Below are 12945 nucleotides of genomic sequence, written 5' to 3' on the forward strand. Positions count from 1 at the left end.
GATTCACAGAAGGTTTTTATGCCTACCTCCAAAGCCCGCGCAGATTCACTCTCGCTTCTGCTCTTTACCTTGCGCAGCGGCAAGCTGATGGCCATCAACCTGCTGAAGGTCAGCGAAATCATCCCCTGCCCGCCGCTGACCAAACTGCCGGAGTCGCACCCGCACGTCAAAGGCATCGCTACCCTGCGCGGCGCCTCGCTGTCGGTGATCGACCTGAGCCGCGCCCTTGGCGAGATGCCGCTGGAAGATCCGAATGGTGGCTGCCTGATCGTCACCGATGTGAGCCGCTCCAAGCAGGGCCTGCACGTGCAGGCGGTGAGCAAGATCGTGCACTGCCTGACCACCGATATCCGCCCCCCGCCCTACGGCTCCGGCGGTAATCGCGCGTTCATCACCGGCGTGACGCAGGTGGAAGGCGGCCTGGTACAGGTGCTCGATATCGAAAAAGTCATCCACGGCATCGCCCCGGCCCCGATCGAAGCGGCGCCGACCGACCTGACCATGGAAGAAGCCGAAGTGCTCGGCCATGCGCGGATCCTGGTGGTGGATGACAGCCAGGTGGCGTTGCAGCAGTCGGTGCATACCCTGCGCAACCTCGGCCTGACCTGCCACACCGCGCGCAGTGCCAAGGAAGCCATCGATGTGCTGCTGGAGCTGCAAGGCACCGGCGAAGAAATCAACGTGGTGGTGTCGGACATCGAAATGTCCGAAATGGACGGTTACGCCCTGACCCGCACCCTGCGCGAAACCCCGGACTTCCAGCACCTCTACGTGCTGCTGCACACCTCTCTGGACAGTGCGATGAACAGTGAAAAAGCACGGCTGGCTGGCGCCAACGCGGTGCTGACCAAGTTCTCGTCCCCCGAGCTGACCAAGTGCCTGGTGGTGGCCGCCCAGACCGTGGCGCAACAAGGTCGTTGAGCCATGGCTGCATATTTTCAGCTGCTGCGCCGCCCCCTCACCGGGAGCCTGCCCGCGCCGCAGTGGCCGGCCGGTACGCAGTTGGATCATTACCGCGATGAGCTGGCCCCGGCGATTCATGCGGTATTGCGCCTGACTCAGGAACAGGGCGGTGGCCGCGTACCTGATCTGCACACCTGGCAGGACCGGTTTGTCACCGATGCCGAGTTCGACCCCACCCTGTGCCTGGTCGCCAGCAACGAGACGGGCATTCTGGGCGTGGCCCAGTGCTGGACCAGCGCGTTTATCAAGAACCTGTCCGTGCACCCCTGCGCCCAGGGTCAGGGGCTGGGTCGCGCCTTGTTGCTGCACGCGTTCCAGGTGTTCAAGCAACGCGGCGAGCCCTATGTGGACCTCAAGGTGCTGGAAACCAACCTGCGTGCCCGGCGACTGTATGAAAGTGCGGGCATGCTGTTTGTCATGCGCGATGTGGTCAGCGAAGAATGACTGGCGCATAACTTGCTTCCAGAGCGGTATTGCGGTGAACAGAGGTAAAAACCCGTCACCGCCGTTGCATGCCCTCTGACCTAGCCTGGTGACAGCCTGCCATGAACACTCATTTTTCCTGCGTCGGTTGCGGCAAATGCTGCAGTGACCACCACGTGCCCCTGACCCTCGACGAAGCCCGTATGTGGGCGGCGGACGGCGGTAACGTCATCGTTCTGGTGGAGGGCTTTCTCGGCAACGGCCTGGGGTTGCCCGTGCAACAGCGCGAGCACGCCGAACGGCGTTCGGTGGTAGTCCCCAGCGGCACAGCAGAGGCGTTCGTGGCGATTACCTTCGCCGCCTACAACGCCGGACGCTGCCGGAATCTTGACGAAGACAACCTGTGCCGCATCTATGAACGGCGCCCGCTGGTCTGTCGCATCTACCCGATGGAGATCAACCCACACATCCCGTTGAACCCCGCGGCCAAGGACTGCCCGCCGGAGTCCTGGGAACAGGGCCCGGCACTGATCGTCGGGGGCGAATTGGTCGATCGGGAACTCGCGCAGTTGATCCAGCAATCACGCCAGGCCGACCGCGACGACGTGCAAACCAAGGAGGCGGTCTGCGCCCTGCTGGGCATTCGCACCACGGCGCTCAAGGGCGATGGCTTCACCGCCTACCTGCCGGACATGGGCGCATTCGCCCAGGCCATCGAGCTGGCGATGGCCCACCCCTCTGCGGCCAGTGAGTGGGTGTTCCAGGTGTCCGGCCCGGACATCGCCGAACAACTGCTGGACGCCGGCGCGCAGATCGCCACCGAGGTGCCGGCCAATTACACATTTATTCCGCTGCGGGCGGCGTGATGCGACGCGCCGCCCATCCGCGCGGTGTTGATTGGCGCCCTCAATAGCTGGCGACGCACTCTATTTCGATGCGCGCATCCAGTAGCAGCCGACCGGCAGCGAACGCGGTTCGGGCGGGCAGATGATTCGCCGGGAAGTAGCGGCTATAGACTTTGTTCATGGCGGCGAAATCGTTGATATCGGCGAGGATCACGGTGCACTTGACAACGCGTTCCATCGACAATCCCTTGTCCTTGAGAATCGTGCGCATGCTCTCCAAGGCCCTGGCGGTTTCCGCTTCTATTCCACCGGGTACGCGCTTGCCAGCGCTGTCCAAACCCAGCAAGCCCGACAGAAACAGCAAGGACCCGGCCCGCACCGTTTGCGAAAACGGTAGGCCTGCGTCGGCGGGAGAGAAGCCCAGAGGTTGGAGTACAGGGCGCTGGGGCGCTGGCGCGGCGGCGAGATAACGTCCCGTAATAGCGGCGTGCTGGCCGTTGTCCTTGAGTCGTTGCAAGGCCTGGTTCAACGCGTCACGCAGTTCAGGGTCGGTTTTGCGCAGGCCGATGGCAACCCCGGTGCCGAGCATTTCATCCTTGATGGCGGGCCCGGCAAACGCGAAATCCACACCTTGCGCAGTTTTCAACAAGGCTTGCGAGATTTCGATGCTGTCCTGCAACGTTGCATCAATCTCGCCCTTGCGCAGGCTCTCGATCAACTGCGCGTTGAGCTTGAACGTCTTCACCTCGACCCCATGGGGGGCCCAGCGCGCCAATGCGTAGGCCTCCCGACTGGTACCGGCCAGCACGCCGATGCGGCGGCCCTGCAGTACCTTCAGATCAGGCTGCAGGGCCAGGTCGCGTCGCGCCACCAGCCTGGTTTCGAGCGGGTACAGGTTATCGGTGAAATCGATCTGCTTGCGCCGCGCGGGGGTGGAGGACATGGGCATGATCGCGTCAAAGCGGCCGGCTTCAAGCGCCGCCAGATTGGTGGCGTAGCTCTGGTCGACCCACTCGCAACGCCTTTTGAGTTGGGCGCACAGTGCGTTGCCCAGTTCTATATTCAACCCCACCAGCTCGCCTTTGGCGTTGCGACTTTCAAAAGGCGGTACCAGAGGCTCGACGCCAAACCGTATGACTTGTGATCGTTTTTCCTTCGCGTAAGCCGTGGAGCACAACACACCGGTCATCGTGCATAAAGCCAGCGCCAACATCAGTCGTGTCAGGATCATGATTCAGTCCTTGCAAAAAATAAGAGGGCTTTCGGGCGCCTATCAATGGCCGCACCGACTACCCCAGTAGATTTAGCAGGACTCCTCGCATAATCGCCCGGCACTCATCCTGTAATGCTGTAGGAAAAACCCTAAAATCTCGGAATTTCCAGGCGATAGGGCGCGACGATCCGCTGGTACTCACCGTTCTGCTTCAACTGTTCAAGCGCTAGGTTGAGCGCATGACGCAACGCGGTATCAGGCTTGCGCACCGCGATTGCCACACCATCGCCCAACAGCTCGGCGGAAACGGCCGGGCCCAGGAAGTCGAAGGCCTGGCCTTCGTCGGTGTCGAGCAGGGCCTCGCGAATTTCCACGGTGCCCTGCAACGTCGCGTCGAGTTCGCCCGCCAGCAGGCCGTGGACCAAGTCGGTGTTGAGCCAGAAACTTTTGATAATGACGCCCTTCGGCGCCCATTTGGAACGGGCGAACGCCTCACGATTGCTGCCCAGCAATACCCCTACCCGCTTGCCCTTGAGCGACTTGGCGGTGGGCAGCAGGCCGGAAGCCTTGCGCGCGACCAGGCGGGTGGTGAAGGGGTAGAGCAGATCGGTGAAGTTCGCCCATCGCCGGCGTTCCGAGGTGGGCGCGATCCCCATGATGGCGTCGAAGCGCCGGGCATCCAGGGCGCGGAAGTTTTCCACCTGTACCTGGTCGACCCAGGTACACCGCACATGCATTTGCACGCAGAGGGCATTACCCAGTTCGATATTCAGACCGACCAGTTGCCCTTGTGGGTCGCGGCTCTGGAACGGGGGGAACAGCGCGGCGACGGCAAATCGGACTTCTTGACGCGGTGGGTCGGCGGCCGCGACGGCATCCACCGAAAGCAACAGGGCGAGCGCTACACAGAGGTGTATCAGAGCCACGGGAAACATCCTTTTCCAGAGAAACCAGCCTCATCGCCCCTCGCCCGGTATGCACGGGCGCAGCAAAGGCAGGCAAGCTTTCTAGAAACGGACTTGATCCTACAAGCAGAAATATCAGCAGAGCTTGTAGGCAAATGCCATCACGATTAAACGGTAATTACACTCAGCGTTTACCCATGGAGCGACGCGTGCCGGGCGGGGCCATTCCGGGAGTCTTGGTGTGGCCGTTCTTGGCGCCGTTCTTGTACCAGGGCTGCGCGGCGTTCTTGGCTCCGGCAAGTTCACCCGGTTTGAAGGGAAACTTGAACGCCGGGATCTCGGCCTTTTCAACGCCTTCGGCGCTGGCCGGATCGGCGAGGTCGGCCGCTTCAACGGGGGATTGTGTCGGGGAATTCATGGAAGCTCCGGAGCGTGCAGAAAAATGAAGCGAGACCGCTTGCCGGCCACGCTGGCGCGCAGTATACCTGCCCGCCCCGGTTCTTTAACCACCGCCTGTACGAATGGTCGGCGTTTGCTGACAGCCCTGTCAGTTAGCCGTCACCGTGCTGACCGGGTTGGCGGGCTATAAAGGCCGCTACCTATTCCACTCCTCTGTCCCGGCCCCCTGCCCATGCACATTCAGCGAAAAACCGCCCTGATCGCGGCAGTCCTAGTGGTTTCCGCGGTTGTTCTCTGGGCCGTGACCCGCCCGGCCAAGCCTCGGCTGGCGGCACCCAGCGCGATTCCGGTACGCGTGGTAAGCGTGGCCCGGCAGGATGTGCCGCGCTTTGTCAGCGGCATCGGCACGGTGCTGTCGCTGCACAGTGTGGTGGTACGCCCGCAGGTGGATGGCATTCTCACCCGGTTGCTGGTCAAGGAAGGCCAGTGGGTCAAGGCCGGCGACCTGCTGGCCACCCTCGATGATCGTTCGATCCGCGCCGGCCTCGACCAGGCCAGGGCCCAACTGGGCGAGAGCCAGGCCCAGTTGCAGGTGGCGCAGGTCAACCTCAAGCGCTACAAGGCATTGAGCGTCGACGACGGTGTGTCCAAGCAGACCTATGACCAGCAGCAAGCCCTGGTCAACCAGCTCAAGGCCAGCGCCCAGGGCAACCAGGCGGCGATTGATTCGGCTCAAGTGCAGTTGTCCTACACGCAGATTCGCTCGCCGGTCAGTGGTCGCGTCGGTATTCGCACGGTGGATGAAGGCAACTTCCTGCGCAGCAGCGATGCCCAGGGGCTGTTTTCCGTGACGCAGATCGACCCGATCGCCGTGGAATTTTCCCTGCCGCAGCAGATGCTGCCGACCCTGCAAGGCCTGATCGCCGCTCCGGAAAAAGCCAGTGTTGACGCCTATCTGGGTGCCGACACCGACGGCCAGACTGGCGATTTACTGGGCCGGGGCCACCTGAGCCTGATCGACAACCAGGTCAGCTCCACCACCGGCACCCTGCGCGCCAAGGCCGAGTTCAGCAACGCCGCCCAGCGTCTCTGGCCCGGCCAACTGGTGACCGTCAAGATCCAGACCGCCCTCGATAGAAACGCCCTGGTGGTGCCGCCGACCGTCGTGCAGCGTGGCCTGGATTCGCACTTTGTGTACCGGGTCAACGGTGACAAGGCCGAAGTGGTGCCGGTACAGGTGACGTATCAGAACAGCGACCTCAGCCTGATCACCGGTGTGCAGGCCGGGGATGTGCTGGTCAGCGACGGTCAGTCGCGGCTCAAGGCCGGTGCGCGGGTCGAGGTGCTCAAGGAGCCGCCCCAGGCGATCCAGACCGTCGACGCCACGGTGCAGCCATGAGCGGCAGCCGCTCGCCGTCGGCCTGGTGCGTCGACCACCCGGTCGCCACGTTGCTGCTGACTTTCGCCCTGGTGCTGCTCGGGCTGATTGCCTTCCCGCGCCTGGCCATTGCGCCACTGCCGGAAGCGGAATTTCCGACGATCCAAGTCACCGCGCAGTTGCCCGGCGCCAGCCCCGACACGATGGCCTCGTCGGTGGCCACACCGTTGGAAGTGCAATTCAGCGCCATCCCCGGCGTGACTCAGATGACCTCCAGCAGCGCCTTGGGCTCCACCCTGCTGACCCTGCAATTCACCCTCGACAAAAGCATCGACACTGCCGCCCAGGAAGTGCAGGCGGCGATCAACACCGCGTCCGGCAAGCTGCCCAGCGATATGCCGAGCCTGCCGACCTGGAAGAAGGTCAACCCGGCGGACAGCCCGGTGCTGATCCTCAGTGTCAGCTCCGACAGCATGCCCAGCACCGAACTGAGCGACTACGTGGAAACCCTGCTGGCCCGGCAGATCAGCCAGATCGATGGCGTCGGTCAGATCAACATCACCGGCCAGCAACGTCCGGCGATTCGCGTGCAGGCTTCGCCCGACAAACTCGCGGCCATCGGTCTGACGCTTGCCGATATCCGCCTGGCCATTCAGCAGTCGAGCCTGAACCTGGCCAAGGGGGCGATCTACGGTGATAACAGCGTGTCGACCCTGTCGACCAATGATCAGTTATTCCAGCCACAGGACTACGCTCAATTGATCGTGTCCTACAAAAACGGCGCGCCGGTGCAGTTGCGCGATATCGCCAAGGTCATCAACGGCTCGGAAAACGCCTACGTGCAGGCCTGGTCCGGGGACACCCCCGGGGTCAACCTGGTGATCTCGCGCCAGCCTGGCGCGAATATCGTCGAGACCGTCGACCGCATTCAGGCGCAGCTACCGCGCCTGCAAGCCATGTTGCCAGCATCGGTGCAGGTCAGTGTGCTGAGCGACCGCACCAAAACCATCCGCGCCTCGCTGCATGAGGTGGAAGTGACCTTGCTGATCGCGATCCTGCTGGTGGTGGCGGTGATGGCGCTGTTCCTGCGCCAACTGTCGGCCACGCTGATTGTGTCCAGCGTGCTCGGCGTGTCGCTGATCGCCAGTTTTGCGCTGATGTACCTGATGGGCTTCAGCCTGAATAACCTGACCCTGGTGGCCATCGTGATCGCCGTGGGCTTTGTGGTGGACGATGCCATCGTGGTGGTGGAGAACATCCACCGGCACCTGGAGGCCGGGCTCGATCAGCGCGCGGCGGCGATCAAGGGCGCCGGCGAGATCGGCTTTACGGTGGTGTCCATCAGCTTTTCCCTGGTGGCGGCGTTTATTCCGCTGCTGTTCATGGGGGGTGTGGTCGGGCGGCTGTTCAAGGAGTTCGCGCTCACCGCTACCTCGACCATTCTGATTTCGGTGGTGGTGTCCCTGACCCTGGCACCGACCCTGGCCGCGTTGTTCATGCGCGCGCCCAGCCATCACACCCAGGCCAGGCCCGGTTTCAGCGAGCGCCTGCTGGCCGGCTACGCGCGCAACCTGCGGCGTGCCCTGGCCCATCAACGCAGCATGCTGGCGATCTTCGGCGTGACGCTTGCGTTGGCCGTGGTCGGCTACGTGTTTATTCCCAAAGGGTTCTTCCCCGTGCAGGACACCGGCTTCGTACTCGGCACCAGCGAGGCGGCGGCCGATGTGTCCTTCCCGGACATGGTCGCCAAACACAAGGCCCTGGCCGAGATCATCAAGGACGACCCGGCGGTACAGGCGTTTTCCCATTCCGTGGGGGTGACCGGCAGCAACCAGACCATCGCCAACGGCCGCTTCTGGATCGCCTTGAAAGAGCGTGGGGAGCGCGATGTGTCGGCCAGCCAGTTTATCGACCGCGTCCGCGCGAAACTCGCCAAGGTGCCGGGCATTGTGCTGTACCTGCGCGCCGGCCAGGATATCAACCTCAGCTCCGGCCCGAGCCGCGCCCAGTACCAATATGTGCTCAAGAGCAACGACGGCCCGACGCTCAACACCTGGACCCAGCGCCTCACCGAGAAACTGCGCGCCAACCCGGCCTTTCGCGACCTGTCCAACGACTTGCAACTGGGCGGCAGCATCACCCACATCAGCATCGACCGGCAGGCCGCCGCACGATTCGGCCTGAGCGCCACCGATGTCGACCAGGCGCTGTACGACGCCTTCGGCCAACGCCAGATCAACGAATTCCAGACCGAGATCAACCAATACCAGGTGGTGCTGGAACTGGATCGCCAACAACGCGGCAAGGCCGAGAGCCTGAACTATTTCTACCTGCGCTCCCCCTTGACCAACGAAATGGTGCCGCTGTCGGCGCTGGCCAAGGTCGACCCACCGACTGTAGGGCCATTATCCATCAGCCATGACGGCATGTTCCCGGCCGCCAACCTGTCCTTCAACCTGGCACCCGGCGTAGCCCTGGGCGATGCGGTGATCATGCTCGACCAGGCCAAGGCCGAGATCGGCATGCCCAGCACCCTTATCGGCAGCTTCCAGGGCGCCGCCCAGGCATTCCAGAGTTCACTGGCCAGCCAGCCGTGGCTGATCCTTGCGGCGCTGGTGGCGGTGTACATCATCCTGGGGGTGCTGTACGAAAGCTTCGTGCATCCGCTGACGATCATCTCGACCCTGCCGTCGGCCGGCCTCGGCGCGCTGATCATGCTCACCCTGATGGGCCAGGACTTTTCGATCATGGCGTTGATCGGCCTGGTGCTGCTGATCGGCATCGTGAAAAAGAACGGCATCCTGATGATCGACTTTGCCCTCGACGCCCAGCGCGTGCGTGGCCTGGCGCCTCAGGAGGCGATTTACCAGGCCTGCGTCACGCGGTTCCGACCGATCATCATGACCACCCTCGCCGCCCTGCTTGGCGCGGTGCCGCTGATGCTGGGTGCCGGTCCCGGCGCGGAACTGCGCCAGCCGCTGGGCATCGCGGTGGTCGGCGGGCTGCTGGTGAGCCAGGCACTGACCCTGTTCACCACGCCGGTCATATACTTGTACCTCGAAAAGTTGTTCCATCGGCCCACACCAGCGCCCGCGCTGGCGACCACAGAGTGAGGCGGGGTCATGCGCGTCCTGATTATCGAAGATGAAGAAAAAACCGCGGACTATCTGCACCGTGGCCTGACGGAACAGGGCTACACCGTCGACGTGGCCCGTGACGGTGTCGAAGGTTTGCACCTGGCGTTGGAGAACGACTATGCCGTTATCGTGCTCGACGTGATGCTGCCGGGCCTCGATGGCTTTGGCGTGCTGCGGGCGTTACGCGCGCGCAAGCAGACCCCGGTGATCATGCTCACCGCCCGCGAGCGCGTGGAAGACCGCATTCGCGGCCTGCGCGAAGGCGCCGACGACTACCTGGGCAAACCCTTTTCGTTTCTCGAACTGGTGGCGCGCCTGCAGGCGTTGACCCGCCGCAGTGGCGGGCATGAGCCGGTGCAGGTGACCGTCGCCGACTTGTGGATAGACCTGATCAGCCGCAAGGCCAGTCGCAACGGCCTGCGCCTGGATCTCACCGCCAAGGAATTCTCGCTGCTCAGCGTATTGGCGCGCCGCCAGGGCGAGATCCTGTCCAAGACAGCGATTGCGGAGATGGTGTGGGACATCAATTTCGACAGCGATGCCAACGTGGTCGAAGTGGCGATCAAGCGCCTGCGGGCCAAGCTCGACGGCCCGTTCGAACACAAACTGCTGCACACCATCCGTGGCATGGGCTATGTGCTGGAGAACCGCAGTGCCGGCTGATTCCATTGCGCTGCGCCTGAGCGGCATGTTCACCCTGGTGGCGGCGCTGATCTTCCTGCTGATCGGCGGCGCGCTGTACCAGCAAGTGGACCGCGGCCTGGGCCTGCTGCCGGAGGCCGAACTGGACGCACGCTACAGCGTGCTCGAATCCTCGGTGAACCGCTTCGGCACCCCGGACCACTGGGCCAAGATCACCAACAAGCTCAAACTGCTGAGCGAAGAAGACAAGCGCATTCATTTCTGGGTGGTCAGCAGCGACCCGGCCTATGAATACGGCAACCCCGACGCACGCATTCGCGCCTTCGCCGCTGAACGCACCGGTAAGCGTGACTTGCACCTGCCCGGCCAGCGTTATCCGCTCAAAGTGCTGGTCAGCCAGTTCGCCGCCAAGGACCAGCGCCCGCCGCTGCGCTTTATGATCGCCATCGACACCGAAAACTTCCGCGCCACCCAGCATCACTTGCTGGTGGCGCTGGTCAGCCTGGCGCTGGTGGGCGTGCTGCTGGCGGCGCTGCTGGGGTTCTGGGTCTCGCGCATCGGCCTCAAGCCGCTGGGCAAGCTCTCGGACGAGGCCAGCCAACTGGCGCCGCCGAAACTCTCCGGCCGCCTGCTGTTGTCACCGTTGCCGCCGGAGCTCAAGCAGTTCGTCAACACATTCAATGCCACGCTGGACCGCGTGGAACAGGCTTATTCGCGCCTGGAGTCGTTCAATGCCGACGTGGCCCACGAGCTGCGCTCACCCTTGACCAACCTGATCGGCCAGACCCAGGTGGCGCTGACGCGCGGGCGCTCGGCCGAGCATTATCTGGAGGTGCTGCAGTCGAACCTGGAAGAGTTGGAGCGCCTGCGTTCGATCGTCAACGACATGTTGTTCCTCGCCAGCGCGGACCAGGGCACCAAGGCCACCAAGTTGAGCGAAAGCTCCCTGGCCGACGAGGTCGCAACGACCCTCGATTACCTGGACTTTATCCTCGAAGACGCCCAGGTGCAGGTGCAGGTCCATGGCGACGCACAGGTGCAGATCGAGAGAGCCCACCTGCGTCGCGCGCTGATCAACCTGTTGAGCAACGCCGTGCAACACACCGCGCCCGGTCAGGTCATCGACGTGCACATCGAGGTGCAGGCGCATCACGTCGCCATCGGCGTGACCAACCCCGGCGAAACCATCGCCAGTGAACACCTGCCTCGGCTGTTCGAGCGGTTCTATCGGGTCGACGCCTCGCGGCGTAACAGCGGCGCGAACCATGGGTTGGGCCTGGCCATCGTCAAGGCGATTGCGCTGATGCACGGCGGGGATGTGTTTGTACGCAGCGACAGACGCGGCAATACCTTTGGTATCACGCTGCCGGTATGAGCGCGTGACTGTTGCGGTTTGGGCAACAGTCATTATCTTGTTACACTCTGTTTCGCAGTGCTCGCCTGCGTTAATTTGACGCATCGATGAGCGCGACGGCAAAGACAGCTGCCCCGTTTACCCGAATTTCCCTCGACTTATTTCCAGGGCTCTACGCTGGGAATCTGTCTTAAAGCCGCTGACCTTCAGCGGCTTTTTTTTGCCGTCAAAAAAGGCCGGGCATTTCCCACGACACCGGCCGTTTACGTCTGATCCAAAGGAGCTCCACCGGTGCAGAACTCGCTGACGTTCACCCCGTTATTCCTCGCGATTACCGCAACGATTGCGCCCATCGCTCACGCGGCGGACAGCGTCCCCGTCGACGGTTTCGTCGAAGGTTCACACCTGACAGTCGACACCCGCAACTACTACATGAACCGCGACCGTCGTGATATCCACACCGATGACAGCAAGGAATGGGGCCAGGGTTTTATCGGCACCTTCGAGTCCGGCTATACCCCGGGAACGCTCGGTTTCGGCCTGGACGCCCATGCCATGCTCGGTCTCAAGCTTGACGGCGGTGGCGGCACTGACGGTTCCAGCATCCTTCCCTATGGCAGCGACACCGGCAGCGGCAAGGCGCCGGGGTCGTTCTCCACCGCCGGCGGCACCTTGAAAATGCGCGCCTTCGACACCGAACTCAAAGCCGGCGACCTGTTCCTCAACAACCCGGTGATCGCCGGTGGCATGACGCGCATGCTGCCGCAGACCTTCCGTGGCGTCAGCCTGACCAACCGCAGCCTGGACGGCTGGATGTTCGAAGGCGGCCAGGCCAGCTTCACCAAGCTCTATAACCAGAGCGGCCACCGGCGCATCGGCACCAGCTACGGCGCCTTGCCCGATAACCACGACAGCCAGCACCTGGACTGGGCCGGTGTATCGTTCAGCGCTGCGCCGGGTGTGACCAGCAACCTCTATGCGTCGCAACTCAAGGACGTCTGGCAGCAGTACTACTACGATCTGGATTACACCTACGCGTTGAACGACCGCGTCAGCCTTAACCCAGGCCTGCACTACTACCATACGCAGGACACCGGCCAATCCCTGCTGGGCGACATCGACAACAACACCTGGAGCCTACATTTCACCGTGGGCGTGGGCAGCCACAGCGTCACCGCCGCCTATCAGCGGGTCAACGGCAACACACCGTTCGACTACATCACCCAGGGCGACAGCGTGTACCTGGACAATTCCCAGCAATACTCGGACTTCAACGGTCCGAATGAGCGCTCGTGGAAGCTCAAGTACGCTTATGATTTTGCCGGCCTTGGCATGCCAGGCCTGACCTCGGCGGTGTCTTACATCAGCGGCAAGACCGATCTGACCCAGGTCGATCCGCAAAGCCGTGGCTACAGCGCCTGGTACAGCGCCGACGGCAAAGACGCTGAACACTGGGAACGGGATATCGATCTGAAATACGTAGTGCAGGACGGTCACGCCAAGGACCTCGCCGTGCGCCTGCAATGGGCCACGCACCGAGGCGGCCGCGGTTATTCGGCGGTGGATCGTGATGTGGATGAATATCGGGTGATCGTCGACTATCCGATTGACGTGTTTTGAGGGCTCGAATCTTTCTTTTTAGCTGAGTATTCAATTTTCATCGGGTAGAACTAAACTGCCAGCATC

The 12945-nt window shown here is 62.8% G+C and carries 11 protein-coding genes; 8 read left to right on the forward strand and 3 right to left on the reverse strand.

Annotation, left to right across the window (positions count from 1 at the left end; genetic code table 11):
* Nucleotides 1-18 precede the first annotated feature (18 nt).
* The 3 genes from QRN10_RS03070 (at nt 19) to QRN10_RS03080 (ending at nt 2252) form a co-directional block, all read left to right on the forward strand.
* Entirely contained in the window at nt 19-921 is a 903-nt protein-coding gene (locus QRN10_RS03070; RefSeq protein ID WP_181078520.1) for a chemotaxis protein CheV, read from the forward strand.
* Between the two features lie 3 nt (nt 922-924).
* Nucleotides 925-1407, forward strand: a complete 483-nt coding sequence (locus tag QRN10_RS03075) for a GNAT family N-acetyltransferase (protein WP_181078522.1) — start codon at nt 925-927, stop codon at nt 1405-1407.
* A 101-nt stretch (nt 1408-1508) separates the two neighbouring features.
* Entirely contained in the window at nt 1509-2252 is a 744-nt protein-coding gene (locus QRN10_RS03080; RefSeq protein ID WP_266247996.1) for a YkgJ family cysteine cluster protein, read from the forward strand.
* Between the two features lie 40 nt (nt 2253-2292).
* Here QRN10_RS03080 and QRN10_RS03085 read toward each other — a convergent pair whose 3' ends face one another.
* From QRN10_RS03085 to QRN10_RS03095, 3 genes are all read right to left on the reverse strand, one after another.
* Nucleotides 2293-3462, reverse strand: coding sequence for a transporter substrate-binding domain-containing protein (locus tag QRN10_RS03085; RefSeq protein WP_285427827.1), 1170 nt, complete (start codon nt 3460-3462; stop codon nt 2293-2295).
* A gap of 131 nt (nt 3463-3593) precedes the next feature.
* Nucleotides 3594-4370 (reverse strand): transporter substrate-binding domain-containing protein, encoded by a 777-nt coding sequence (locus QRN10_RS03090; protein ID WP_266247993.1) that lies wholly within the window; start codon nt 4368-4370, stop codon nt 3594-3596.
* Between the two features lie 163 nt (nt 4371-4533).
* Nucleotides 4534-4767, reverse strand: a complete 234-nt coding sequence (locus QRN10_RS03095) for a hypothetical protein (RefSeq protein WP_034111815.1) — start codon at nt 4765-4767, stop codon at nt 4534-4536.
* A gap of 213 nt (nt 4768-4980) precedes the next feature.
* Between QRN10_RS03095 and QRN10_RS03100 the strand changes: the two genes are divergently transcribed.
* From QRN10_RS03100 to QRN10_RS03120, 5 genes are all read left to right on the forward strand, one after another.
* On the forward strand, nt 4981-6147 hold the full coding sequence (locus QRN10_RS03100; protein ID WP_285427828.1) for an efflux RND transporter periplasmic adaptor subunit: 1167 nt from the start codon (nt 4981-4983) through the stop codon (nt 6145-6147).
* Nucleotides 6144-9239: a multidrug efflux RND transporter permease subunit gene (locus QRN10_RS03105; RefSeq protein ID WP_266247987.1), complete on the forward strand. Its 3096-nt coding sequence runs from the start codon at nt 6144-6146 to the stop codon at nt 9237-9239. Before QRN10_RS03100 ends, QRN10_RS03105 begins: the two co-directional genes overlap by 4 nt.
* Nucleotides 9240-9248: 9 nt before the next feature.
* Nucleotides 9249-9926 carry a heavy metal response regulator transcription factor gene (locus QRN10_RS03110; protein WP_181078533.1) on the forward strand — a complete coding sequence of 226 codons (678 nt, stop codon included), beginning with the start codon at nt 9249-9251 and terminating at the stop codon, nt 9924-9926.
* A complete protein-coding gene (locus QRN10_RS03115) occupies nt 9916-11280 on the forward strand; it encodes a heavy metal sensor histidine kinase (RefSeq protein WP_181078535.1) in 1365 nt (454 codons plus the stop codon). The genes QRN10_RS03110 and QRN10_RS03115 overlap by 11 nt, the downstream gene beginning before the upstream one ends.
* Nucleotides 11281-11550: 270 nt before the next feature.
* Nucleotides 11551-12879, forward strand: coding sequence for an OprD family porin (locus QRN10_RS03120; RefSeq protein ID WP_285427829.1), 1329 nt, complete (start codon nt 11551-11553; stop codon nt 12877-12879).
* The last annotated feature ends 66 nt before the right edge of the window (nt 12880-12945 follow it).

Source organism: Pseudomonas sp. lyk4-R2A-8, assembly GCF_030209095.1.
Taxonomy (GTDB): domain Bacteria; phylum Pseudomonadota; class Gammaproteobacteria; order Pseudomonadales; family Pseudomonadaceae; genus Aquipseudomonas; species Aquipseudomonas quebecensis.

Bases quoted from the DNA above. Each gene is read 5' to 3' on its own strand.
- QRN10_RS03070 (WP_181078520.1), top strand. From the start codon at position 19: ATGCCTACCTCCAAAGCCCGCGCAGATTCACTCTCGCTTCTGCTCTTT.
- QRN10_RS03075 (WP_181078522.1), top strand. From the start codon at position 925: ATGGCTGCATATTTTCAGCTGCTGCGCCGCCCCCTCACCGGGAGCCTG.
- QRN10_RS03080 (WP_266247996.1), top strand. From the start codon at position 1,509: ATGAACACTCATTTTTCCTGCGTCGGTTGCGGCAAATGCTGCAGTGAC.
- QRN10_RS03085 (WP_285427827.1), bottom strand. From the start codon at position 3,462: ATGATCCTGACACGACTGATGTTGGCGCTGGCTTTATGCACGATGACC.
- QRN10_RS03095 (WP_034111815.1), bottom strand. From the start codon at position 4,767: ATGAATTCCCCGACACAATCCCCCGTTGAAGCGGCCGACCTCGCCGAT.
- QRN10_RS03100 (WP_285427828.1), top strand. From the start codon at position 4,981: ATGCACATTCAGCGAAAAACCGCCCTGATCGCGGCAGTCCTAGTGGTT.
- QRN10_RS03105 (WP_266247987.1), top strand. From the start codon at position 6,144: ATGAGCGGCAGCCGCTCGCCGTCGGCCTGGTGCGTCGACCACCCGGTC.
- QRN10_RS03110 (WP_181078533.1), top strand. From the start codon at position 9,249: ATGCGCGTCCTGATTATCGAAGATGAAGAAAAAACCGCGGACTATCTG.